Genomic DNA, 24,295 nt, shown 5'->3' with positions numbered 1-24,295 from the left:
GATTGCATTCCACAAATCACTAGGTGCGATTTGCGTGGTTCAGATAAAAGAAAACCCAGACAATCGTCTGGGTTAAATTCATGGTGCGGAAGGAGAGACTTGAACTCTCACACCTTGCGGCGCCAGAACCTAAATCTGGTGCGTCTACCAATTTCGCCACTTCCGCATTGTATGTTGTTGAGCTTTCGCTCCGACTTTCAACATAGTATTTAAACAACACAGTGTTCAAAGTCATTTGATATGGCAGGTCTACCTGGATTCGAACCAGGGAATGACGGGATCAAAACCCGTTGCCTTACCACTTGGCTATAGACCTGTAACATTCTTTTGCTGGTGCGGAGGGAGGGACTTGAACCCTCACGTCCTAACGGACACTAGCACCTGAAGCTAGCGCGTCTACCAATTCCGCCACCACCGCATATGAGTAGCAAAAGAATTTAATATGGTGGCTACGACGGGATTTGAACCTGTGACCCCATCATTATGAGTGATGTGCTCTAACCAGCTGAGCTACGTAGCCATATTCAGTTATCAGTATGATAACAAATTCATGGTGCGGAAGGAGAGACTTGAACTCTCACACCTTGCGGCGCCAGAACCTAAATCTGGTGCGTCTACCAATTTCGCCACTTCCGCATTGTATATTATTGAGCTTTCGCTCTGACTTTCAACATCGTATGTAAAGCAACATAATGTTCAAAGTCATTCGATGTGGCAGGTCTACCTGGATTCGAACCAGGGGATGACGGGATCAAAACCCGTTGCCTTACCGCTTGGCTATAGACCTGTTGTCATAACTTCGCTTAAAGAAGTTATCTTAAAATATGGTGCGGAAGGAGAGACTTGAACTCTCACACCTTGCGGCGCCAGAACCTAAATCTGGTGCGTCTACCAATTTCGCCACTTCCGCATTGTATATTGTTGAGCTTTCGCTCCGACTTTCAACATAGTACTTAAACAACACAGTGTTCAAAGTCATTTGATATGGCAGGTCTACCTGGATTCGAACCAGGGAATGACGGGATCAAAACCCGTTGCCTTACCACTTGGCTATAGACCTGTAACATTCTTTTGCTGGTGCGGAGGGAGGGACTTGAACCCTCACGTCCTAACGGACACTAGCACCTGAAGCTAGCGCGTCTACCAATTCCGCCACCACCGCATATGAGTAGCAAAAGAATTTAATATGGTGGCTACGACGGGATTTGAACCTGTGACCCCATCATTATGAGTGATGTGCTCTAACCAGCTGAGCTACGTAGCCTCATTTTAGAGCGAGACAATATAATCAATCCCGCTGTTTGTTTCAATCTCTTTTTTCCCAGATTGAGACAAATAAAATATGGCAGGTCTACCTGGATTCGAACCAGGGGATGACGGGATCAAAACCCGTTGCCTTACCGCTTGGCTATAGACCTGTTGTCATAACTTCGCTTAAAGAAGTTATCTTAAATATGGTGCGGAAGGAGAGACTTGAACTCTCACACCTTGCGGCGCCAGAACCTAAATCTGGTGCGTCTACCAATTTCGCCACTTCCGCATATCTTTCCTAAAGACTTTTCATATTAAAAGTACTTAGGAAATGGTGGCTACGACGGGATTCGAACCTGTGACCCCATCATTATGAGTGATGTGCTCTAACCAGCTGAGCTACGTAGCCACAAACCCCAGAACAGGAAAACCATAATCCTGCGAACGGAGCGCATTATGCGGATATGACTTGAGAGCGTCAATAGTTTTTTTGAATAAATCGATGAAAAACAACTGTTCGTTTTTTTTTTAGTCAAACCGAGCTGTTTATAGACAAAATAACTCGTAAATCAATTGGCTGAGAGTCGTGAAGAGCGATTCAGGATTGATGTTTCAGAAGAGGATATGATGGGGATATTAAACATAAGGCCTTCGATTGAAGGCCTTATGTTCAGAGAATATTTGTAATCGGATTAGACATTGAAGCGGAAATGGATCACATCGCCATCTTTAACAATATAATCTTTCCCTTCCAGACGCCATTTACCTGCTTCTTTGGCGCCACTCTCACCATTGTACTGAATGAAATCATCATAACCGACGACTTCCGCGCGAATGAAACCACGTTCGAAGTCCGTATGAATTTTCCCGGCAGCTTGTGGGGCTGTTGAGCCGATAGGGATTGTCCAAGCTCTGACTTCTTTCACACCAGCAGTAAAATAGGTATGCAGCTCTAGGAGTTCATAGCCTGAACGAATCACACGGTTCAATCCTGGCTCTTCAATACCCAAATCGGCAAGGAACTCATCTCGCTCTTCATCATCCAATTCAGAAAGTTCTGACTCAATGGCGGCACAAACAGCGACGACAACATTATTTTCTTGCGCTGCGAATTCCCGAACCGCATCCAGATAAGGATTATTTTCAAAACCGTCTTCATTGACGTTCGCGATATACATGGTCGGTTTGAGGGTCAGGAAATTGAGATAACCAATAGCCGCCAATTCCTCTTTTGCCAGTGTCACACTGCGAGCCATTCCGCCTTCGGTGAGTACGGGAAGAAGTTTTTCCAGCACGGAAATTTCAAATTTTGCCGCTTTATCACCACCTTTAGCACGTTTGGCTTGGCGTTGAATCGCTCGTTCACAAGTGTCTAAATCGGCCAAAGCCAATTCTAAGTTAATGACTTCGATATCTTCGAGCGGAGACACTTTGCCAGAGACGTGCACAATGTTTTCGTTTTCGAAACAACGAACCACATGACCAATTGCGTCTGTTTCACGAATATTTGCCAAGAACTTGTTGCCCAGCCCTTCCCCTTTCGATGCTCCGGCAACTAAACCGGCAATATCGACGAACTCCATGGTTGTCGGCAATACCCGTTGAGGGTTTACAATTTTAGCCAGCGCATCAAGACGCAAATCCGGAACAGGAACAATACCTGTATTTGGTTCGATCGTACAAAACGGAAAATTTGCCGCTTCAATTCCTGCTTTGGTTAAAGCGTTAAAAAGTGTTGATTTGCCAACGTTTGGTAAACCAACAATGCCACATTTAAACCCCATGACTATAACCTTATTCAGCTTTGAATGTGTGTAAACGATTTTGTGCTTTCGTAAGACCTTCTTTGAGCAGTATATCCAAACAGCGGACAGACTCGTCTACAGCGGCATCGAGGCATTCCTGTTCTTTTTCAGGCGCCTTACCTAACACATAACCTGTAACTTTATCTTTATGTCCCGGGTGACCAATGCCTATCCGGAGACGGTAGAATTCTTTGTTATTGCCCAGTTTACTGATGGTATCTTTTAAGCCGTTATGACCGCCATGACTGCCACCTTGTTTAAATTTAGCAACACCGGGCGGTAAGTCGAGCTCATCGTGAGCGACCATAATCTCTTCCGGCTGGATCTGATAAAACTTTGCCAGAGCCGAGACGGCTTTTCCGGATAAGTTCATATACGTGGTCGGAATCAATAAACGTAAATCCTGACCTTGAATGGTGATTCGACCAGTCAGGCCAAAAAATTTGGGCTCATTTTTTAACACTGTATGGTGAACACGGGCTAGTTCTTCGATGACCCATGCTCCTGCGTTATGCCTTGTTCTTGCGTACTCTGGGCCTGGATTGGCTAGCCCAACAAGTAGTTTTATGGGTTGACTCACAGTCAGGCTCTCCTGATGTCTACAATGAAAAGCGCGGTATGATAGCACAGAATTTTTTATCCCCAAACTTCCTGAAAAATGGCATCAGTTGTGATGATTTGTGTTGCAACTTATTTTTAGGAAGCCAAAGTTGATAGCAAACTTTAGGAAATAAAAAAGCATCTCCGGAGAGATGCTTTTCACAACAGAAATGAACGATTAATTGAACATCGCTGAGATTGACTCTTCGTTACTGATACGGCGAATTGCTTCGGCAAGCATCGTTGAGAGAGTCAACTGAGTCACACGACCTGTTGCCTGCATTTCTTTCGAAAGCGTAATGGAATCGGTGATAATGACCTGATCAATAACGGAGTTCTTAATATTCTTCGCTGCACTGCCTGAGAATACTGCGTGAGTCGCGTAAGCAAACACACGTTTTGCGCCACGTTCTTTTAAAGCTTCAGCGGCCTTACATAGTGTGCCGCCAGTATCGATCATGTCATCGACAATGACACAGTCACGGCCTTCAACATCACCAATGAGGTTCATCACTTCAGAAACGTTAGCGCGGGGACGGCGTTTATCAACAATCGCAATATCAATATCCCCGAGTGCTTTCGCGGTTGCGCGTGCGCGGACAACGCCACCCAGATCAGGTGATACGACGACTGGATCTTCCAGACTTCTTGCTTTCATATCTTCAAGTAAAACGGGTGTTCCAAAAATGTTATCAACAGGAACATCAAAGAAACCTTGAATCTGTTCAGCATGCAGATCGATCGTCAGTACGCGGTCAACACCAACGTTCGAAAGAAAGTCTGCGACGACTTTCGCGGTAATTGGTACACGGGCAGAACGGACACGACGGTCTTGGCGAGCATATCCAAAATAAGGGATAACAGCGGTAATACGGCCTGCTGAAGCACGGCGCATCGCATCAATCATTACCACGAGTTCCATCAGGTTGTCGTTGGTTGGTGCACAGGTTGATTGGATGAGAAATACGTCGCTTCCTCGCACATTCTCGTTGATTTGCACTGCAACTTCACCGTCTGAAAAACGGGAAACAGCAGCATCTCCAAGAGAAATATACAAGCGATCAGCAATACGTTGGGCTAGTTCAGGGGTAGCGTTACCGGCAAATAGCTTCATATCAGGCACGGTGGAAACCTCAGGGTTGCGTCCAGTATTTAAATAGGTTGGGTGTGGGCCGATTGATCATACTCTTGTCGTGACGGTTAGCTGACCTATGTGTCACTTTCCATCTTAACAATTGTTGTCTTCACAACGGTGAGTATAGCCTGTCAAAGTTTCTTTTAGCGGCGAAATATTACATCCTTTTGCTACAAAAGCAGAAACTCCGTCCGGCAAACGGGAAAGAACATGTTGTGCTTCATTTTTGTTTGAAAATTCAGCAAAGATACATGACCCAGTCCCGGTCAATCTCGACGGCGCGTATTGTAGCAGCCATGAAAGTTGCTTATCAACCTCTGGGTAGAGCTTTCGGACAATTTTTTCGCAATCGTTTTCGTACGGCGCTTGTAAAAGCGTTGCCAGATCTCGCTTGAGCGTGTTTCTAGTTAATTTGGGATGCGAAAAAATGGTAGCGGTTGAAATGCTGACATCGGGTCTGACAACGAGGTACCATTTTTCTTGGGGTGTGACGAGTGTCAGCTTTTCTCCGACGCCTTCTGCGTATGCCGCATGGCCTTCAACGAAAACGGGTACATCAGCACCGAGCTGCAATCCGATTTCAGACAGTTGATGTTGGGATAACCCGCATTGCCAGAGATGATTGAGTGCGACTAAGGCTGTCGCCGCATTGGATGAGCCCCCGCCGATCCCACCACCCATCGGTAACACTTTATGTAAGTGAATATCAGCGCCCAACGATGTTTGTGTGTCGCGCTGAAGTTTTCGGGCGGCTTTCCAGATCAAATTATCATGTAACGGTACGCCGTCAATTTCCGGAGAGATAGTGATCTCCCCACTGGTATTGATTTGGATCGTCAATTCATCGCCGTAATCGAGAAACTGAAAAAGTGTCTGTAACTCATGATAACCATCATCCCGTTGACCCGTGATGTAGAGAAATAAATTCAGTTTGGCTGGTGATGGCCAGACAGTTTGGTCGGGATTGATAACATCTGATGTATTCATTGGGTGACTTTCCATTGCGAGATATGGATATTGATTTTGGTTGGTCCTTGTTGCAGGAATAAACGCTCGGGCAGTGGAAGTTGCTGCGCTTTGAAGGTCACGGCAGTGTATGTTTTATACTGTACTCGCCATTGTTGATTGGCGAGTTTTTTCTTTAGGCTATCCAGCGTGTTATCCGGTTTGAGAGCATACGTATCCGCAAGGGCCGGACGGCCCAGAATCCATTGACTGAGTGAACTCAGGGGAATATCCAGTCCGGTCAGTTGATGCAGTAATAATTCCGGTGTCTGCGCTGTATAGTGTTGTCCCTCATAGGTCTCGGCTTCCGCGCGTTGTGGATAAATATCCATCTTCAAGACGGTTTGCCCCAGAAATGTGGTTAGACGCAGTTGACTATGATGGTCAGATTTCTTCCATTGAAAATTGAGCGAGCGACGTTCTTGTGGCGATATGTAGCCCAATTTCCCTGCGATTTGATAAGCGCTGATCTGTTGGAGACGCTGCTGGTGTGATTGCCATTCCACGGGTTGAAGTGGTGTCTGAACACTGCTACAGCCAGCTAAAATGATGATACTCAAGAATACTTGGAGGATACGATAAGTCATAAATACGGCTTTTGTTGGTCGAAAAACGGGTGCTTTAAAACTAAAATACTATAACATTGATATCACGAAGTTATAAAAACAAATCCGTTAAAGTCTTTTCTTCAATAAGGGCATACAGTAAAATTCCTGTCTTACCCCTTAGAAGATGTGATCAGAGTACCTCCAGTCGATGTCCTTACTTGCCATTGGAATAAATCATCAAACAGCGCCTCTGGAACTGCGTGAAAAAGTTGCGTTTGGGCCAGATAAGCTTCCTGAAGCGCTGAGTCAGCTTCGGGAATATGCGGATGTTAAAGGGAGTGTGATACTTTCGACCTGTAACCGTACAGAAGTGTACTGTGAGATAAAACCAACGAGTAAAGGACGTTTGATCGATTGGTTATCTGAGTTTCACCGTGTCAATCCTCAAGAGTTAAAATCGAGCATTTATATTCATGAAGAGCAAGCCGCAATCCGCCACTTAATGCGGGTTTGTTGTGGTCTCGATTCTTTGGTTTTAGGCGAGCCTCAAATCCTCGGGCAGGTCAAGCAGGCGTATTCAGAATCGAAAGATCTGGCATCGGTTGATGCCGCGACAGAGAAACTCTTTCAGAAAGCATTCTCAGTTGCCAAAAGAGTCCGGACTGAAACGGATATCGGTGGCAATGCCGTCTCTGTCGCTTATGCCGCCTGTACGCTGGCAAAACATATTTTTGAATCTTTGACCAATGCGACGGTGTTATTAGTCGGTGCCGGCGAAACTATCGAGTTGGTGGCGAAGCATCTGGCAGCCAATGGTTGTCAGAAGATTATCGTGGCGAATCGCACCCGGGAAAGAGCGATGGGATTAGCTGCGCAATTTGATGCGCAGGTGATTCGTTTACAAGAGATTCCGGAACATCTTGCCAAAGCTGATATCGTGATTAGTTCGACAGCCAGTCCTTTACCGATTATCGGTAAAGGGATGGTGGAAAAAGCCCTTAAAGCCCGGCGTTACCAACCGATGTTACTGGTTGATATTGCGGTGCCGAGAGATGTTGAAGCGGAAGTCAGCGAGATTGGAGACGCTTATCTGTATAGTGTCGATGATTTGCAGTCGATTGTAGACAGCAATATCGAACAGAGAAAAGTCGAAGCGATTCAGGCTGAAGCGATTGTCAGTGAAGAAAGTGCAGCCTTCATGAGCTGGATGCGGTCGTTACAGGCCGTTGATAGTATCCGCGATTACCGTGACAGCGCGAATCATATCCGTGAAGAGCTGGTCAATAAAAGTCTTCAGGCGCTCTCGTTGGGGGGTGATCCGGAAAAAATCCTTCAGGAACTCAGTTATAAGTTAACCAATAAATTAATTCATGCGCCGACTCGAGCATTACAGCAAGCTGCCGAGCAGGGAGAGCCTGCGAAGTTGGCTATAATCAGACAGAGTCTGGGGCTTGATAATCTTTAATTTCGATATTATTTCCGTATAAAGAAGAAACTATGAAAGCGTCAATTTTACAAAAGCTTGAAACGCTCGCTGAGCGCTATGAGGAAGTTCAGCACCTGCTTGGTGATCCTGACATTATTGGGGATCAAAACAGATTCCGTGCGTTATCAAAAGAGTATTCTCAACTTGAAGAAGTGACTCAATGTTTTCAAGCTTATCAGCAGGCGCAAGAAGATTTAGTTGCTGCCGAAGAAATGGCGAAAGAAGATGACGCAGAGATGCAAGAAATGGCTCAGGAAGAGATAGAAGCAGCACAAGCGTCGATTGAACAACTAACCGATACACTACAAATATTATTGCTCCCGAAAGACCCGAATGATGAGCGGAATTGTTTTCTTGAGATTCGTGCCGGTGCCGGGGGCGACGAAGCGGGCATTTTTGCGGGTGATCTGTTTCGCATGTATAGCCGTTTTGCCGAAAGAAAAGGATGGCGTATTGAAGTCATGTCATTCAGTGAAGCTGAGCATGGCGGCTATAAAGAGATGATTGCTAAAGTCGATGGTGACGGTGTTTACGGGACATTAAAATTTGAATCTGGCGGTCACCGAGTTCAGCGAGTACCGGCAACGGAATCACAGGGAAGAGTTCACACCTCCGCCTGTACGGTTGCCATTATGCCGGAAATACCGGAAGCCGAGTTACCCGAGATGAAAGCCAGTGACCTGAAAATCGACACTTTCCGTTCTTCGGGCGCGGGTGGTCAGCACGTTAACACCACCGACTCTGCCATTCGGATTACCCACTTGCCGACCGGTGTGGTCGTTGAGTGCCAGGATGAACGTTCTCAGCATAAAAACAAAGCCAAAGCCATGTCGGTACTGGCGGCTCGGTTAGCGCAGGCTGAAGAAGCGAAACGGGCGGCTGAAGTCTCTGATACCCGGCGTAATTTGCTAGGCAGTGGCGATCGCAGTGACCGTATCCGAACTTACAACTATCCGCAAGGGCGGGTATCTGATCATCGGATCAATCTGACATTGTACCGTCTTTCAGATGTGATGGACGGAGAATTGGATAGCTTGATTGGTCCGGTTATGCAAGAACATCAGGCCGATCTTCTGGCTGCATTGGCTGAGCAAAGCTAATCGATGATGTCTCTGCCAACCCGAATCGACGAATTAACTCGTTACAGCACTGCCGTGTTATTGGAAAGCGGCAGTCCTTCGCCTGCGATTGATGCCGCGGTATTACTTTGCCATGTCCTGGAGAAACCTCGTTCATATTTGCTGACATGGCCAGAGAAAACACTCACCGAATCTCAGCTCAACCGGTTTGCTGAGTTATTGAACCGCCGTCAAAGCGGTGAGCCGATTGCCTATATTCTTGGGCAACGGGAATTCTGGTCTTTGCCGTTGCAAGTTTCTTCGGCCACGTTGATTCCACGTCCGGATACCGAATGTTTGGTGATTGTTGCTTTGGAAAAGGCGCGGGAAGTGACAGGGCCTATCTTGGACTTGGGTACCGGCACAGGCGCAATCGCCTTGGCTCTGGCTTCTGAGTTACCTGATATCCGTGTGACCGGGGTTGATATTCAGCCGAAAGCGTGCGAGTTGGCAAAGACAAATGCGGCTCAGTTGGGAATCACCAATGTGCAGTTTCATCAGGGAAATTGGTTTGATGGTATTGATGAAGGTACGAAATTTGCTTTGATCGTTTCAAATCCACCTTATATCGATGCGGACGACCCGCATTTACGATGTGGAGATGTTCGTTTTGAACCTCTGTCTGCCTTGGTTGCAGAAGAGCAGGGGCTGGCGGATATCCGAACCATTGCAGTCGCGGCAAAGCAATACCTGCAACCTCAGGGATGGCTGCTGTTTGAACATGGTTATGAGCAAGCCGAATCAGTTAGAGAATTACTGCAATCTCTGGGTTATCAGTCGATTCACACTGAGCAAGATGATTCTGGAAATGATCGCGTGACAGTCGGTTGCTTTCTGCCATAACGTTATTGATACCATCGCTTTATTTATGCCTAAAAAGTGCCCATAAGAGGACGTTTATGTATCTGGGATTAAAATATTTTCACCTATTTACCATTGTGACCAGTGTTGCTTTATTTTGTCTTCGCTACGGGCTGATGATGATGAACTCTCAAGCGCTTCACCATCGTTTTTTGAAAATCGCACCACATGTAATAGATACATTATTGTTGTTATCCGGTGTTGCATTGTGTGTCGTGACTGGCTTTATTCCCTTTACACCTGAGGCTGCTTGGCTGACGGAAAAACTCATGTGTATGCTGGCTTATATCGCATTAGGCGTGTTTACCTTGAAACTAGGCCGAGGGAAATTGCTGCGGACTTTCGCATTCCTTGGTGCGCTAGGCTGGGTTGCCATGGCTGCAAACATTTCTTGGACCAAGTTACCGATATTTATGCATTAATACTGGGCCGATATGTCTATGATTGAATTATTTGACGAAGATTTTGATGCGATGGAGCTGGTGGAGGGTGCGCTGGTACTGAACCAGGCCATTAATCCTGAGACCCGGGTTACGTGGGCGGAACAGACATTAGTGAAGATGACCCATGAAGCCGAAGCGTATCTGGATGATGATGCCGATCCAAAAGCACGATTTGCCGCTTTTTTACAATTATTTTATCAGGATTGGGGGTTTGCCGGTGATCACGAGGCTTATTTTGAGTCTCGTAATGCATTCATCGATCAGGTGCTGGAGCATCGTAAAGGAATTCCTGTCAGTTTGGGTGCCTTGATATTGTATTTTAGTCATCGACTGGGATTTCCGCTGAAGCCAGTGATGTTTCCGACCCAGTTTTTGATTCAGGTTGCTTGGCCCGATGAAGAACTTGTTTATTTGAATCCATTTTCTGGCGAATATGTTTCGAAGCATACGTTGCAAGCTTGGTTGATCGGTAGCAAAGGACCCCTTGCCAAATTAAAGTCGAAACACCTTCAGGCCAGCGATCACCCGACCATCATCGGACGTTGGCTGGCTTTACTGAAAAGTGCGTTGATGCGTGAAGAACGTTATACTTTGGCATTGAAGTGTACCAATCTGGCATTAACGTTTGTCCCCGATGATCCTTATGAAATTCGTGACCGTGGCTTCATTTATCAGCAACTGGAATGTCATCAAATTGCGCTTTCGGATTATCAGTATTTTATTGAGCATTGTCCGGATGATCCCGCTGCCGAATTATTGAAAAATCAGGTGAATTTGTTGCGTAGTACAGCCGTAACAATCCACTAATATTGGGTTTATAGAGAGAATACGATGGAACAGAAAGTTGTAAGAGTTGGTGATATTGAGGTTGCCAATGACCGCCCGTTTACTTTGTTTGCCGGTATGAATGTCTTGGAATCCCGTGATCTTGCGATGCAGGTTTGCGAACATTATGTCAAAGTGACAGAAAAGTTAGGGATTCCTTATGTATTCAAGGCCTCATTTGATAAGGCGAATCGTAGTTCTGTTCATTCATATCGCGGTCCGGGACTTGATGAAGGGATGAAGATTTTTCAGGAATTGAAACAGACCTTCGGTGTCAAGATCATCACTGATGTACATACGGAAGCACAAGCGCAGCCTGTCGCGGATGTGGTTGATGTGATTCAGTTGCCAGCGTTTCTTGCCCGTCAGACTGATTTAGTGGAAGCGATGGCAAAAACAGGGGCGGTAATCAATGTGAAGAAGCCTCAGTTCATGAGCCCGGGTCAGGTCGGCAATATTGTCGAAAAATTTGCCGAGTGTGGCAATGATAAAATCATCCTGTGTGAACGGGGTTCTTGTCATGGTTATGATAACCTTGTTGTCGATATGCTCGGTTTTGGTGTGATGAAAAAAGTCTCTCATGGCAGCCCGATTATTTTTGATGTGACCCATTCGCTGCAAATGCGAGATCCGACCGGCGCAGCTTCCGGTGGTCGTCGTGAGCAGACGGTTGAATTGGCAAAAGCCGGTCTGGCAACCGGGATTGGCGGGTTATTCATTGAAGCGCATCCGAATCCGGCTCAGGCCAAATGCGATGGCCCTTCAGCGTTGCCTCTGAATAAACTGGAGCCGTTCTTGGCACAGATGAAAGCCTTGGATGATTTGATTAAAAGTTTTGCAGATATCGATATTGAGTAAATTGTTTCACCGGTGAGACAGAACACATCAGAACAGTAGAAACCATCGTCTTATGCGATGGTTTTTTTATACCTGTCGTAGGGCTGAATGTAGCTCTGACAGTCAATCAATGTGGTACGGGCTCTGGTGAATGGGGATCTGACGTGCGATCACATCATCAAATATTTGTGACCTTAAGTTCATAATCTTATAGTATTCTTTATCAGTTAATGTATAGGGCTAACTTATATTCAGGTCTCTTGAGGTGGCCTGAATAGCAATGGACAGCTATGTCAGGGATCAGGATTGGCAGGAATATTATGCGATTATCACTTATTTCAACGCGATGGTTTTTAAATCGACAGTTTTCAAATCAACTATTTTCAAATCAATGGCGTTACTCGAAAACCATTCTCGGCGCACTACTACTTGTGTTGCTATGGGGATGTACAACAACCCCTCAAAAACAGTGGCATCAGGATGAAACGTATCATCTGACGGTACTTCACACCAATGATCATCATGGTCGGTTCTGGAAGAACAGATATGATGAATATGGTATGTCTGCCCGAAAAACTCTGATTGATCAGATTCGTCAGGAAGTGGCAGCCGAAGGCGGTAGTGTACTGCTATTTTCTGGTGGGGATATCAACACCGGTGTCCCGGAATCGGATTTGCAGGATGCCGAGCCTGATTTTAAAGGAATGAATATCATCGGATATGATGCCATGGCGGTTGGCAATCACGAGTTTGATAATCCGTTGGCTGTGTTATTCAAACAGCGCCTATGGGCGAATTTCCCCATGCTCTCGGCCAATATTTATGACAAAACAACCGGCAAACGCTTGTTCCGTCCGTATAAGATCTTTGATGAGCAAGGGGTTCGTATCGCGGTAATTGGTTTGACAACAGAAGATACCGCGAAAATTGGTAATCCGGAATATATCGGTAATGTTGAATTCAGAGATCCGAAAGTTGAAGCGAAGAAAGTGATCGCGACACTGAAAAAAACAGAACAGCCGGATTTGATTTTTGCTGTGACGCATATGGGGCATTACGTCAATGGTCAACATGGCATCAATGCACCGGGTGACGTCGCTCTCGCTCGTTATCTGGAGCCCGGATCACTGGATATGATTGTGGGTGGTCATTCTCAAGAGCCGGTTTGTATGGAATCCCCGAACGTTGCCGATACTCATTTTCAGCCGGGAGATGAGTGTCAGCCGGATATTCAGAACGGGACGTATATTGTTCAGGCGCATGAGTGGGGCAAATATGTGGGTCGGGCAGATTATGAGTTCCGCAATGGGCAGTTGAAGATGGTCAGTTATCAACTGATACCCGTCAATCTTAAGAAAAAAGTGATGCGCAATGGCAAGAAACAACGCGTATTGATCAATCAACAGATACCAGAAGATCCAGCGTTACTGAAGTTTTTGACGCCTTATGAAGAGAAAGGAAAGGCTAAATTAGAGCAAAAAATTGCCACCGTAAAAGGGCGTCTGGAAGGTGACAGAAATGTGGTGCGTTTTCAGCAAACCAATCTGGGCCATTTAATTGCAACGGCACATAAGAATAAAGTCAAAGCTGATTTTGCTGTGATGAATTCCGGTGGGGTTCGGGATTCCATTGAATCAGGGGATGTTACTTATAAAGATGTGCTGAAAGTGCAGCCTTTTGCCAATATTATCACCTATGTCGATATGTCTGGTGCTGAGGTGATTGACTATCTGAATCAGGTTGCGACTAAACCCGTTGATTCGGGGGCTTATGCTCAGTTTGCCGGTCTTTCCATGACGGTCAGTGCTTCCGGTGTGTCTGACGTGAAAATTGGTGGTGCCCCGATTCAAATGACAAAAACCTATCGGTTTACCGTGCCAAGTTTTAATGCTGCCGGGGGGGATGGGTATCCAAAACTGACGGAGCATGTCGGTTACGTGAATACCGGATTTGTCGATGCCGATGTTTTAAAAGAGTATTTACAGACCCATAGCCCGGTTGATGCTTCGCTATACCAACCGAAAGGTGAAATCACTTATCAATAAAAAAAGTGTTTGACTCGGATTCCCGAGTGATTTTTACTTGAGGCGGCAAAATTGCCGCCTTTTCAATTGCTGAAGGTGGCGCATTGCTTGATTGATAAAAAGGACTGACGTATGACTCCTGCGATTCGTTTGGCAAAGAAAAAGAAGATTTCTCATACAATCCATCAGTATGACCATGACCCGAATCATACCAGCTTCGGGCTGGAAGCGGCTGAAGTGCTCGGGCAGGATCCGAAGAAGGTATTTAAAACATTACTGTTCGCGCTGAACGGCGAACCTAAAGCGCTGGCTGTCGCGATTATTCCGGTTGAGCAAAAGCTGAATTTGAAACTGGCGGCAAAAGCGGCTGGTGTAAAAAAAGCGGAAATGGCAAATCCTGACATTGCACAGAAAATAACTGGATATGTGGTTGGTGGTATTAGTCCACTCGGGCAGAAGAAAATGTTGCCGACATTCATTCACACTAGTGCTGAAAACCAAGAAACGATTTGCGTCAGTGCGGGGAAGAGAGGCTTGGAAATTGAATTAGCGCCTCGGGATCTGGCGGATCTGACACACGCAAAATTTTTACCATTATGTTTAGAGAGTGAACCGACGGGACTGGAACATCAATAAATCACCCACATTGTCAGAGCAGATAAAAATCCCGGGCGTTGACGCTCCCGGGATTTTTTTATTCGTGATGTGTGGATTAATCTTCAATCTGCGCATTGTCAACGACATGGTTTTCGCCCAGGTCATCTGGCAAGATGAGATTTAATAAGATAGCAACGACACCACAGAGACTGATTCCCTGTAAGCTGAATTCACCGATACCGAAGGCCATACCGCCAATACCGAATACCAAGGTCACCGCGACAATCACCAGATTTCTGGATTTGTGCAGATCAACATGATTCTTGATCAGGGTATTCAAACCGACCGAAGCAATCGAGCCGAATAACAAAATCATAATACCGCCCATCACTGGCACGGGGATGGTTTGAAGTAAAGCGCCGAGTTTGCCGACCAGCGCTAAAACAATGGCAGTCACGGCCGCCCAAGTCATAATCACGGGATTGAACGCCTTGGTCAGCATGACCGCGCCAGTCACTTCACTATAGGTTGTATTCGGTGGTGCCCCAACCATTGCCGCTGCGATGGTTGCAATGCCGTCACCGGCAATGGTGCGGTGTAGTCCCGGCTTTTTCAGATAATTTTTGCCGGTGACATTGGAGATAGAAAGAATATCCCCCACATGCTCGACGGCCGGCGCAATGGCAACCGGAATCATAAACAGGATGGCATTAATATTAAATTCAGGCATGGTGAAGTGAGGGAGTGAGAACCAAGCAGCATTCTCAACCGCTTCGAAACTGACCACATCGAAAATCAGGCTCAGTGTATAACCGGCGATAATGCCACCGAAAATCGGCAGCAGTTTAAACATGCCGCGGGCAAAGACACTGATGAGAATTGTCGTAAACAAAGAAATACATGAAATCCAGAGGGCAACCTGTCCATCAATTAATTGAACGGAACCATCTCCCGTTTTTCCCAGTGCCATATTGACGGCTGTCGGGGCAAGCCCTAGTCCAATCACCATAATGATTGGGCCAATGACAACCGGTGGCAGAAGTTTATGGATAAACTCTGCGCCATTGACTTTGATTAATCCGCCGAGCAAAACATAGACGGCTCCGGCAGCGATCAGACCACCCATTGTGGCAGGTATGCCCCAAGCTTGAACGCCGTAGAGGATTGGTGCGATGAAAGCGAAAGAAGAAGCGAGGAAGATGGGGACGGAGCGACGGGTGATAAGTTGAAAAAGAAGGGTTCCGATACCGGCGCCAAAGAGAGCGACGTTTGGATCGAGTCCCGTTAGCAGCGGAACCAGAACCAGCGCGCCAAATGCAACAAAGAGCATTTGCACGCCTAATATGGCATTTTTCATGTTTTTTTCCCTGATTAAGACAAATTTTGAGGATTCTATCACTTATTGAAACGTTTGCCATGTTTCAAAGATGCTATTTTTTGTCAGGGGGAAGCAGGAATATTTGCCATTGTGGCAGGGTTTTCTTGCCGGGAAACCAATAGTTGCTTATGATCGGGACACGATTGTTGATGTATTTTGGATTACTATGCGAAATTTCGCTTGTCTGATTTTGTTATGCCTGACTTTTTCCGGTTATGCGGCAACTCAGGTCAATATTTATCGTTCGGAAGTCACGCTTGATCAAGAACAAGATGAGTCTCAGGCTCGAATTCAGGGCATGGAGAATGTGATTATTCGGGCGACCGGGGAGCAAGACGCTGTGAATAACCCAGTGGTTAAAAAAGCGCTGTCTCAAAATCGTCTTTATTTGTCTCAGATTAGCTATGGTCAGAAAGATGACCAAAAGATAGTCAAGATGCAGTTTAGTGCTAAGCAGATACGAACATTGCTGACTCAGGCACAACTCCCTTTCTGGCCGGTGAAACGGGCGACGATTCTTGTCTGGTATGTTGAAGACCAAAATTTTCAGCGTCATATCGCATGGGAAAACGTCACGAATGAGAATGTTCAGCAATTGAAACAATTGGCTGAAAAACGAGGATTACCTCTCATTGTCCCGGTCGGTGACTTTGACGATATTACCAGTATTGAAGCTTCGGATATCTGGGGTGAGTTTCTTCAGCCTATTCGTGATGCGAGTGAGCGTTATCATCCGGATGCAATTTTGATTATTCGGGCTCAGTCAGACACGCTGAACTGGAAGCTCTATGATCAAACACCAGAAAAACTGTTAGATATTTCGGTGCCACCAATGAGCGGGAGCTTAAGTGGTGACGACGAACTTGCACAGTTGGTTAATCAATTAACGCAATACTATGCCAAGAAAAATCGGGTGGTGGTTGCCGGGCAATCGTCTCATTCGATGATTCTCAATGTGAAACATTTAAGCCGGGCCATTCACTTTTTCAAGCTGGAACAAGCGCTCAACCAACTAAGCTCAGTGGCGAGTGTTGATGTCATCCGAATTCAAGGGGATGAAGTCACATTCCGGGTGCATCTGTTAACCACTCAGGAAGCATTTGAACAGGAGCTGGATTCACTCAATTTGATTGAGCGACAGCCTAAACCTGATGGAGAGGAGGCGTTCGATAAACAACCCGTTGTATCTTCTCAAGCGGAGCAACCTACATCATCTGAAGAGGCCGCCGTTGACGGAACTCTGAGTGACGAATCATTCTCTGATCAACCGCTATCTGATCAACCATTATCCGAGGCACATTCGCCGAAGGATTCGATGGAAAAGAAGTCCGTGAATGATGTTGATTCGCAAGCAACGGTCAATCCGCCAGTAGAAACCGGTCAATCTTCACTGCAATATCAGTGGCGCCAGCGCTCGGTGACCGAGCCATCAGATGATGCTCCTCAGGCAGAGGATTCACGAGATACTTTGTCCCAGAGTCAGATCCCTCAAGATACACCGTAACAATTATGTCATTAGCAAAAATAAGGGCCTGAATGGCCCTAATTTTTTATAGGTGAAGATGCTTACAGATGAAAAAGCTTACAGGTGAGAAAGTCTATAAACGAAACGATAAAGCTTATAGACGAGGCAGTTTATGTATTTGCTGTGGCAGGGTTGATTCGAATCGATAATGCGGCAAGACGCTGACCAAGTCGTTGCGCCAGTGTTTTTTCTTCTGTGCTCAATTGACCTGATACCGCAGCATGATGGCTGGCCCCGTACGGCGTGCCACCACTTTGAGTGGTATGCAATGCCGGTTCACTGTAGGGAATACCGACAATAAGCATCCCATGATGGAGCAAGGGCAATTGCATACTTTGCAGTGTCGATTCCTGACCACCGTGTAACGATGACGATGACGTAAAGACACACGCAGGCTTATCTATCAGAGCGCCACTGATCCAGAGTGGTGTGGTTGCATCCCAAAAGTGTTTGAGTGGTGCGGCCATATTGCCGAACCAAACCGGACTTCCCATCGCCAAACCATCGCAATCTTTTAATTCATCATATGTCAGATAAGGATCAGATGGCGGCTCTGCTGAGGGGGGAATATCCGGGACGGTTCTCAGCAATGCTTCACAACCAGCAACCGCATTGACTCCTCGTGCGATTTGTCTCGCCAGAGCCAGAGTAGAACCATGGCGGCTGTAATAAAGCACAATAATTCGGTGGCTCATAGAATCTCGAGCACCAGCTCGGGTGGGCGACCGTGACGGGCTTTGCCGTTGGCAACGACGATGGGGCGTTCAATGAGTTTCGGATGCTCGATCATGGCCTGAAACAAGTCATCATCACTGAGTGAATCACGGGCTAAATCGAGTTCTTTATAAATACTCTCTTTGGTCCTCATCATATCTCTGACACTGTGAACGCCGAGTTGCGAATAAAGTGTTTTCAGGAGAGAGGGCGTAAGCTCGGTTTCCAGATATTTGATGACCTGAGGTTGAATCCCTTTACTTTCCAAAAGGGTGAGCGTTTCCCGGCTTTTTGAACACTTGGGATTATGATAAATGACGACTGACATAATGACTCCTTTAACGGATTATTTTTGTAAAGCGAGGAATTGTTCCCGCTGAGTGATGAGTTGGTCGATTCTTGCATCGTAACGGGCTTGCTCCAAACTGCCTAATTTGGCGAGTTGGCTGGCCCGGGTATAATACTGGATCGCTTGATCCCAGTTTGCTTTCAGCGCAAACAATTCAGCGCGAGCTGCGTATTCTTCCTGTTGATTCCCCACATGGTTATTGGCTTGTGAGAGTATAGACCAGCCATTCGGATCATCCGGATGATTGTGGGTATAGCGTTGCAGTGTCTGTACGGCACGCTGATATTGTTTGTCCGCCATTAAAGCATTGGCATAGTTAATCGTCAGGACTGAATTATGAGGTGATTGTTTCAGCGCTTGTGCGAGTAATTGAATGGATTGTTTGGCTTTCCCCTGCCCGATATAGAGATCGGATGCCGCATCAAGATAGAAGTTGTTTTGTGGCTCGGCTTTAAGCAGACGTTCCAGAATCGGTGCCGCTTTATCGTACTGTTTATTGTCGAGATAGACCAGCGCGGTACCATAATCACAGGCGGCTTGAATCACCGGGTCGTTCTTTTTCCGTTGGCGCCGTAACCAATCCAGCGCGGCTTTATCATCAATTCCGGCATAGCGTACGACGACTCTGGCGCGGGCTAATTGATAGTTCTCGGCGTAAGGGATATTTACATGTTTATAGTGTTGTGCTCTGGCTCGGCTGTCTGTGATCCGACTATCCGGTAATGGGTGAGTCAGCAGCATGGCTGGCGGATGGCTGGAGTATTGATACTCTGCGGATAATTTGCCAAAAAAACCTGGCATGGCATAGGGATCAAATCCAGATCTTGCCAAAGTTTCAATGCCAAAGCGATCGGCCTCTTTTTCATTCGCCCGAGTATAGTTTATCTGACTCTGAACTGAGCCCGCAGTTGTCGCTGTGATTGCCGCGATCCCTGCTTCAGGGGCCGCAATCGCTAACAAGAGTGAACCCGCGAGTGCAGCAATGGTTGCCGGAGAACGTTTTGCTTCAGCTTCCATGCTTCTGGCGAGATGGCGCTGGGTCACGTGGGCAATTTCATGCGCCATGACGGAGGCTAGTTCACTTTCTGTCCGAGTATGTAAAAATAACCCTGAATGCAGCGCAACGTGACCGCCGAAGAAAGCAAACGCATTGATTTCACGGTTGCGGATCAGAAAAAAAGTAAATGGTGTCTTCACATCATTGGCATGTGAAACCAAACGGTGGCCCAGTGTATTAATGTATTCATTTAACACCGGGTCATTAATGATGGGTTGTCTGCTACGGAGAATCCGCATGTAAGCATCACCATATTGTTCTTCCTGATCAATACTCAGTGTCGCGCCAGCGACCGTGCCGATATCAGGAAGATCATTGGTATCAGCCGAGACTGATGCAGATAACAATATCGATACAGACAGGCATGAACAGAGTAAACTTCTGATTGGTAGACTCATCATATTTATACTATTTTTCCTTTACAGTCCTGACTATAGGACCTTTTCTTCTGCTATTGGTTTCCCCGATGTATCGACATCAGCAGCAGAGTGATTTTGTGCGATCCATTTTCCTATTTTACGGCATGATTAACGGTGGCATACGTTGTAAAACACTATACAATAACAGCCCTATAATAAGCATCAAGTGAAAGCATGAAACGCTGTTTCCTCCCAATTGACACACATAGTGCAGCCTTATCTTCTTTGTTTTATGGTTTAACATCAATGCCAGAAAGCAATATTTTAGTGATGAGGTCGGCTCTCCCATATCTGACAATATCAATACAAAACCAGCTTAGAATATTTTCAGATCTCATTGGTCAATGTGCATATATCCGCGGAATGTAAGTAATTCGATGGTTATTCTCAACTTCACGTAATAAAAGGACGTCATTACATGTTCGATATGTTGAATCGGTGGTACAAACGGCGCTTTTCCGACCCCCATGCCGTTAGCCTTTTTGCAATGTTATTCTTCGGGTTCCTGATTATCTATTTTATGGGGCATTTAATTGCACCGCTTCTGGTTGCCATTGTGCTGGCTTACCTGCTGGAGTGGCCGATCATACATATGGTTCGAATGGGGATCCCAAGAACGTTGAGTGTGATTCTGGTTATTGCTGTTTTCGTCAGTTTGATGTTGGTCGCTGTATTCGTGCTGATACCAACGATTTGGAACCAAGTCGGCAACCTGATTAATGATATTCCGAACATGTATAGTCAATTACAACATCTGATCAATACCGTGCCGGAAAAATACCCGGAGCTGGCTGATCTGGCGATTGTCGAGCCGATGATGGACAACATTAAGAATCAGGCACTGCATTTTGGTGAAAGTGTCGTTAAAGGTTCGTTGGCTTCTCTAGTGAGTATTGCGACATTGGCGGTATACCTGATATTAGTCCCGCTGCTGATTTTTTTTCTCCTGAAAGATAAGGGAGAGATGCTCAACACTGCCAGCAATATCATGCCCAGAAACCGAAAACTGGTGACTAAAGTCTGGCTCGAAATGAATGAACAAATTTCGAACTACATCCGTGGCAAAGTGCTGGAAATCCTGATAGTTGGAGGGGTGAGTTACATTGCGTTTGCCATTCTGGATTTACGGTACTCTGTATTGCTTGCTGTGGCTGTCGGTTTTTCTGTGCTTATTCCCTATATCGGTGCGGCGGCTGTGACGATCCCTGTTGCGATTGTCGGTATTTTTCAATGGGGATTTACACCATCATTTTATTGGTTATTGGTCGTTTACGGTGTGATTCAGACGCTTGACGGTAATGTGCTCGTTCCGGTTTTGTTTTCTGAGGCGGTTAATCTTCATCCGGTTGCAATTATTGTGGCGGTGCTGGTTTTTGGCGGGATGTGGGGTTTCTGGGGCGTGTTCTTTGCCATCCCTCTGGCGACTTTAGTGAAAGCAGTTTGGCATGCTTTACCCTCTGGTGAAGTAGAGGATTAACTTTTACAAACTGCATCATAAAATTATAAAAATCGGTATTTATACATATAATAATTCATAATAAAAAAGACCGTATTTTTGGATATTTAAAATTTGTTTTCACATTTGTCGTGTTGATGAGTGTGGTTTTTTATTGTGGTGTCAGAGAGGTTTGCTATGAGGTTTAGTCAAAAGATAGTAGCAGCGTCATCGCTACTTTTGATCGTGACGATTTTGTTGTTGTCTTTGCAACAATTAAGAACGGTTAGAAGTAGCTTTGAGTCCCTAGTTTACAGCAGCTTACAAGAGTTAGTTTCAGGTGTGAAGAATAGCATCACGACTGATATGCGAGCGAAAGAAGCAATGGCTCATTCGATGACAGAGGTCATTCAGTTGGATCCCAATAATCGGGATTACGTTAAGAATGTGTTAGAAACCCCCACGCTCAAATCAGGTTTTGTTGCTGTTGGGTTGGGATATGCCGGTGATGGTGCAGTGATCGAGAACGACGATAACTGGGAACCCACATCGGATTATGATCCGAGGAAACGGCCTTGGTACATTGATGTTAAAAAACAAGGGAAAATGTTCGTCACCGAACCTTATATAGACTTCACGTCGAAGAAAATCATTATTTCTATTGCGACACCGATTTATAAAAATGGTCAGTGGGTTGGTGGGATGTATTATGATCTGGATCTCTCAGGTCTCTCGAATGTAGTGAACTCCGTCAACCTTTTCGATGCAGGTCACCTATTTATCGTGACTGAAAAAGGGGAAACCATTGCCCATCCGAACCGGGAGTATAATGGGAAGAAATTTACCGATTATCTACCCGGTGCCCAGTTGAAAACGGGTATGCAGCGTGTAGAAATTGATGGTAAAAATTACCTGATTAACTTCACGGCAGTGCCGAGTGAGCATTGGTATGTTGGTGCTGTGATTGATGAATCTATCGCTTTTAGTACACTTTCTTCATTAAGAAACAGCTCTATTCTCTATACGCTGGCTGGTGTGATTATCAGCTTGATCTTGCTATCTCTGCTGATTAAACGGCTGATGCGTCCGCTTGGTATCCTGAATACTGCGATTGACGATATTGCTTCCGGTGAAGGCGATTTAACCAAACGACTGGAAACCGATCTGGATCAGGAATTTGCGACACTAGCGATTGGTTTCAACAAGTTTACCGAAAAGCTACAATATCAAATCAGTCAGTCGAAAGAGATTAGCAGCGATATTCTTGATGGTATCAAAACCATTGCTAATCATTCGAGTCATTCGGCTGAAGGTATGCAATCCCAAATGCTGGAAGTGGATCAGCTTGCAACGGCAATGAATGAGATGGCTGCGACAGCATCTGAAGTTGCTCATAATGCGCAAGGTGCTGCGACGGCAGCAAAAGAAGCTGATGATGCATCGAATGAAGGCGCTGAGGTTGTCAGTTATACCACGCAGTCAATTAATGAACTCTCAGCAAGAATTGATCAAGCAGTTGAAGAAGTCACACAATTAGAGTCGGCGACGGCAAATATTGAAACGATTCTGGAAGTAATTAATGAGATTGCGGATCAAACCAATCTGTTGGCATTGAATGCTGCGATTGAGGCAGCCAGAGCGGGAGACTCCGGACGTGGATTTGCTGTTGTTGCTGACGAAGTGCGCACGTTGGCACAAAGAACGCAGAAATCAACAACCGAGATTCGGACCATGATTGAGCAGTTGCAGTCCGGTGCATCTTCTGTGTCTGCCACAATGGGCGAGAGTAAAGGGAAGGCGGCTGAAGCGGTTGATAAATCGCATATTGCCAATCAGGCACTACAGCGTATCAGTCAGGCGATTCAACAGATTAGTGATATGAATATTCAGATCGCTTCGGCAGCGGAAGAGCAAAGTCTGGTTGCTGAAGAAATCAACAATAACATGGTGAAAATTAAAGATATCAGTGGTGAAGTTGCTGATTCTGCCAAAGGGGCAAGCCATGCAACCCAGTTACAGGTTGATAAAGTTCATCAACAGGAAAAACTGCTGAATCAGTTTATTGTTTGAGCTGTGATTGAATGAGATATTTGCCAAACATAATGCCAGCCGTCAGGCTGGCATTTTTACATCGGTTGCTCCCGGTTCTTCGCACCGATTGGACTGGACGTTCTAAGCACCACCCTGCCGATGTTCTCTTGGTGATTCTTCGTTGGCTTTATATCAACCGGATACTGGAATGCAGTTGATTCAGTCTGCATTCCAGTCGGGCGTCAAAAGCGGATGGACGATCATTTGCTATTTAGGTAGTCCAATACGACTTGATGGTGATCTTTCGTCTTGAACTTGTTGAACACATGCTCAAGTTCACCAGATTCATTGATCAAAAAGCTTGTTCTGACGACGCCCATGTTTTCACGGCCCATGAACTTCTTGAGTTGCCAAACACCGTATTTTTCACAAACTGCGTGCTCTTCATCGGCGAGCAAGGTGAAGTTAAGCGCTTGTTTGTCGATAAAATTAGTCAGCTTTTTCGGTGTGTCCGGGCTAATCCCAAGAATAACAACGTTGTGGGCATCTAGCTCAGCTTTCGTATCACGCAGCCCTTGCGCCTGAACGGTACAGCCTGGTGTTGAAGCGCGCGGGTAGAAGTAGATCAAGACTTTCTTTCCTTGCAGCTCGGAGAGCGTTACTGGGTTGTTATCTTGGTCATTGAGGGTGAAATCTGGTGCAGTTTGTCCTGCTTCGATCGTCATGATTTTGGTCCTTACTCTCTCTCAATTTAAGTGGTATGGCGTCGTGTTGTTAGCGACGTCCTGTTTTGTGTTTTTATATCGTTAGAGTGTCTGTTTATCGATAACAAATTATTCTGTTGAGTGGTCG

Annotated in this window: 21 protein-coding genes and 13 tRNA genes; 11 read left to right on the top strand and 23 right to left on the bottom strand. The window is 45.8% G+C overall.

Annotation, left to right across the window (positions count from 1 at the left end; all coding sequences use genetic code 11):
* Nucleotides 1–81: 81 nt before the first annotated feature.
* The 18 genes from MKS89_RS11205 to lolB all read right to left on the bottom strand — a co-directional run bounded on the left by MKS89_RS11205 (nucleotide 82) and on the right by lolB (nucleotide 6,383).
* A tRNA-Leu gene (locus tag MKS89_RS11205) sits at nucleotides 82–166 on the bottom strand.
* Nucleotides 167–241: 75 nt separating this feature from the next.
* Nucleotides 242–316, bottom strand: a tRNA-Gln gene (locus MKS89_RS11200).
* A gap of 15 nt (nucleotides 317–331) precedes the next feature.
* Nucleotides 332–418, bottom strand: a tRNA-Leu gene (locus tag MKS89_RS11195).
* A 25-nt stretch (nucleotides 419–443) separates the two neighbouring features.
* Nucleotides 444–520: transfer RNA gene (locus tag MKS89_RS11190), tRNA-Met, on the bottom strand.
* 31 nt (nucleotides 521–551) lie between these two features.
* Nucleotides 552–636, bottom strand: a tRNA-Leu gene (locus MKS89_RS11185).
* A 76-nt stretch (nucleotides 637–712) separates the two neighbouring features.
* Nucleotides 713–787: transfer RNA gene (locus MKS89_RS11180), tRNA-Gln, on the bottom strand.
* 38 nt (nucleotides 788–825) lie between these two features.
* Nucleotides 826–910, bottom strand: a tRNA-Leu gene (locus tag MKS89_RS11175).
* Between the two features lie 75 nt (nucleotides 911–985).
* Nucleotides 986–1,060, bottom strand: a tRNA-Gln gene (locus tag MKS89_RS11170).
* Nucleotides 1,061–1,075: 15 nt separating this feature from the next.
* A tRNA-Leu gene (locus tag MKS89_RS11165) sits at nucleotides 1,076–1,162 on the bottom strand.
* 25 nt (nucleotides 1,163–1,187) lie between these two features.
* Nucleotides 1,188–1,264, bottom strand: a tRNA-Met gene (locus tag MKS89_RS11160).
* A gap of 79 nt (nucleotides 1,265–1,343) precedes the next feature.
* Nucleotides 1,344–1,418 (bottom strand) — tRNA-Gln (locus MKS89_RS11155).
* 37 nt (nucleotides 1,419–1,455) lie between these two features.
* Nucleotides 1,456–1,540: transfer RNA gene (locus tag MKS89_RS11150), tRNA-Leu, on the bottom strand.
* 43 nt (nucleotides 1,541–1,583) lie between these two features.
* A tRNA-Met gene (locus MKS89_RS11145) sits at nucleotides 1,584–1,660 on the bottom strand.
* 283 nt (nucleotides 1,661–1,943) lie between these two features.
* Nucleotides 1,944–3,035 (bottom strand): redox-regulated ATPase YchF, encoded by a 1,092-nt coding sequence (gene ychF, locus MKS89_RS11140; protein WP_072956485.1) that lies wholly within the window; start codon nucleotides 3,033–3,035, stop codon nucleotides 1,944–1,946.
* A gap of 10 nt (nucleotides 3,036–3,045) precedes the next feature.
* Entirely contained in the window at nucleotides 3,046–3,636 is a 591-nt protein-coding gene (gene pth / locus MKS89_RS11135; RefSeq protein ID WP_072956486.1) for an aminoacyl-tRNA hydrolase, read from the bottom strand.
* A 198-nt stretch (nucleotides 3,637–3,834) separates the two neighbouring features.
* Entirely contained in the window at nucleotides 3,835–4,779 is a 945-nt protein-coding gene (locus MKS89_RS11130; RefSeq protein ID WP_072956489.1) for a ribose-phosphate pyrophosphokinase, read from the bottom strand.
* 105 nt (nucleotides 4,780–4,884) lie between these two features.
* Nucleotides 4,885–5,793, bottom strand: a complete 909-nt coding sequence (ispE, locus tag MKS89_RS11125; protein ID WP_072956491.1) for a 4-(cytidine 5'-diphospho)-2-C-methyl-D-erythritol kinase — start codon at nucleotides 5,791–5,793, stop codon at nucleotides 4,885–4,887.
* A complete protein-coding gene (gene lolB / locus MKS89_RS11120; RefSeq protein WP_072956494.1) occupies nucleotides 5,775–6,383 on the bottom strand; it encodes a lipoprotein insertase outer membrane protein LolB in 609 nt (202 codons plus the stop codon). Before lolB ends, ispE begins: the two co-directional genes overlap by 19 nt.
* A 169-nt stretch (nucleotides 6,384–6,552) precedes the next feature.
* Here lolB and hemA point away from each other — a divergent pair, with 169 nt between their 5' ends.
* The 8 genes from hemA (at nucleotide 6,553) to ybaK (ending at nucleotide 14,574) form a co-directional block, all read left to right on the top strand.
* On the top strand, nucleotides 6,553–7,809 hold the full coding sequence (gene hemA / locus MKS89_RS11115) for a glutamyl-tRNA reductase (protein ID WP_072956497.1): 1,257 nt from the start codon (nucleotides 6,553–6,555) through the stop codon (nucleotides 7,807–7,809).
* 32 nt (nucleotides 7,810–7,841) lie between these two features.
* Nucleotides 7,842–8,930: a peptide chain release factor 1 gene (gene prfA, locus MKS89_RS11110; RefSeq protein WP_072956500.1), complete on the top strand. Its 1,089-nt coding sequence runs from the start codon at nucleotides 7,842–7,844 to the stop codon at nucleotides 8,928–8,930.
* 6 nt (nucleotides 8,931–8,936) lie between these two features.
* Nucleotides 8,937–9,791 carry a peptide chain release factor N(5)-glutamine methyltransferase gene (gene prmC / locus MKS89_RS11105; RefSeq protein ID WP_072956972.1) on the top strand — a complete coding sequence of 285 codons (855 nt, stop codon included), beginning with the start codon at nucleotides 8,937–8,939 and terminating at the stop codon, nucleotides 9,789–9,791.
* A 56-nt stretch (nucleotides 9,792–9,847) separates the two neighbouring features.
* Nucleotides 9,848–10,231 (top strand): SirB2 family protein, encoded by a 384-nt coding sequence (locus MKS89_RS11100; RefSeq protein ID WP_072956502.1) that lies wholly within the window; start codon nucleotides 9,848–9,850, stop codon nucleotides 10,229–10,231.
* A gap of 18 nt (nucleotides 10,232–10,249) precedes the next feature.
* Nucleotides 10,250–11,059, top strand: a complete 810-nt coding sequence (locus MKS89_RS11095) for a SirB1 family protein (RefSeq protein WP_072956974.1) — start codon at nucleotides 10,250–10,252, stop codon at nucleotides 11,057–11,059.
* A 24-nt stretch (nucleotides 11,060–11,083) separates the two neighbouring features.
* A complete protein-coding gene (gene kdsA / locus MKS89_RS11090; protein WP_072956505.1) occupies nucleotides 11,084–11,935 on the top strand; it encodes a 3-deoxy-8-phosphooctulonate synthase in 852 nt (283 codons plus the stop codon).
* Between the two features lie 299 nt (nucleotides 11,936–12,234).
* Nucleotides 12,235–13,959 carry a bifunctional UDP-sugar hydrolase/5'-nucleotidase UshA gene (gene ushA, locus MKS89_RS11085; RefSeq protein ID WP_077316361.1) on the top strand — a complete coding sequence of 575 codons (1,725 nt, stop codon included), beginning with the start codon at nucleotides 12,235–12,237 and terminating at the stop codon, nucleotides 13,957–13,959.
* 111 nt (nucleotides 13,960–14,070) lie between these two features.
* Nucleotides 14,071–14,574 carry a Cys-tRNA(Pro) deacylase gene (gene ybaK, locus MKS89_RS11080; protein WP_072956508.1) on the top strand — a complete coding sequence of 168 codons (504 nt, stop codon included), beginning with the start codon at nucleotides 14,071–14,073 and terminating at the stop codon, nucleotides 14,572–14,574.
* 76 nt (nucleotides 14,575–14,650) lie between these two features.
* On the opposite strand, the gene MKS89_RS11075 is transcribed toward ybaK, so the two are convergent.
* A complete protein-coding gene (locus MKS89_RS11075) occupies nucleotides 14,651–15,892 on the bottom strand; it encodes a uracil-xanthine permease family protein (protein WP_072956512.1) in 1,242 nt (413 codons plus the stop codon).
* Nucleotides 15,893–15,995: 103 nt separating this feature from the next.
* Between MKS89_RS11075 and MKS89_RS11070 the strand changes: the two genes are divergently transcribed.
* On the top strand, nucleotides 15,996–17,417 hold the full coding sequence (locus tag MKS89_RS11070; RefSeq protein ID WP_159439588.1) for a DUF2066 domain-containing protein: 1,422 nt from the start codon (nucleotides 15,996–15,998) through the stop codon (nucleotides 17,415–17,417).
* Nucleotides 17,418–17,548: 131 nt separating this feature from the next.
* On the opposite strand, the gene wrbA is transcribed toward MKS89_RS11070, so the two are convergent.
* From wrbA to bepA, 3 genes are read right to left on the bottom strand one after another with little or no spacing between them, the layout of a single operon-like run.
* The gene (gene wrbA, locus MKS89_RS11065) at nucleotides 17,549–18,133 is read right to left on the bottom strand and encodes an NAD(P)H:quinone oxidoreductase (protein ID WP_072956516.1); all 585 of its coding nucleotides are present in this window, start codon (nucleotides 18,131–18,133) and stop codon (nucleotides 17,549–17,551) included.
* Nucleotides 18,130–18,480 carry an arsenate reductase (glutaredoxin) gene (arsC, locus tag MKS89_RS11060; protein ID WP_072956519.1) on the bottom strand — a complete coding sequence of 117 codons (351 nt, stop codon included), beginning with the start codon at nucleotides 18,478–18,480 and terminating at the stop codon, nucleotides 18,130–18,132. Before arsC ends, wrbA begins: the two co-directional genes overlap by 4 nt.
* 18 nt (nucleotides 18,481–18,498) lie before the next feature.
* Entirely contained in the window at nucleotides 18,499–19,959 is a 1,461-nt protein-coding gene (gene bepA / locus MKS89_RS11055) for a beta-barrel assembly-enhancing protease (protein WP_106406928.1), read from the bottom strand.
* Between the two features lie 436 nt (nucleotides 19,960–20,395).
* On the opposite strand from bepA, the gene MKS89_RS11050 reads away from it, so the two are divergent.
* Nucleotides 20,396–21,454 carry an AI-2E family transporter gene (locus MKS89_RS11050; protein ID WP_072956521.1) on the top strand — a complete coding sequence of 353 codons (1,059 nt, stop codon included), beginning with the start codon at nucleotides 20,396–20,398 and terminating at the stop codon, nucleotides 21,452–21,454.
* Between the two features lie 156 nt (nucleotides 21,455–21,610).
* Nucleotides 21,611–23,482 (top strand): methyl-accepting chemotaxis protein, encoded by a 1,872-nt coding sequence (locus MKS89_RS11045; protein ID WP_072956523.1) that lies wholly within the window; start codon nucleotides 21,611–21,613, stop codon nucleotides 23,480–23,482.
* A gap of 221 nt (nucleotides 23,483–23,703) precedes the next feature.
* Here MKS89_RS11045 and bcp read toward each other — a convergent pair whose 3' ends face one another.
* Nucleotides 23,704–24,168: a thioredoxin-dependent thiol peroxidase gene (gene bcp / locus MKS89_RS11040; protein ID WP_072956525.1), complete on the bottom strand. Its 465-nt coding sequence runs from the start codon at nucleotides 24,166–24,168 to the stop codon at nucleotides 23,704–23,706.
* Nucleotides 24,169–24,295 lie beyond the last annotated feature (127 nt).

The sequence above is a fragment of the Vibrio gazogenes genome, assembly GCF_023920225.1.
Taxonomy (GTDB): Bacteria; Pseudomonadota; Gammaproteobacteria; order Enterobacterales; family Vibrionaceae; genus Vibrio; species Vibrio gazogenes.
This window is presented reverse-complemented; position numbering and strand designations above follow the sequence as displayed.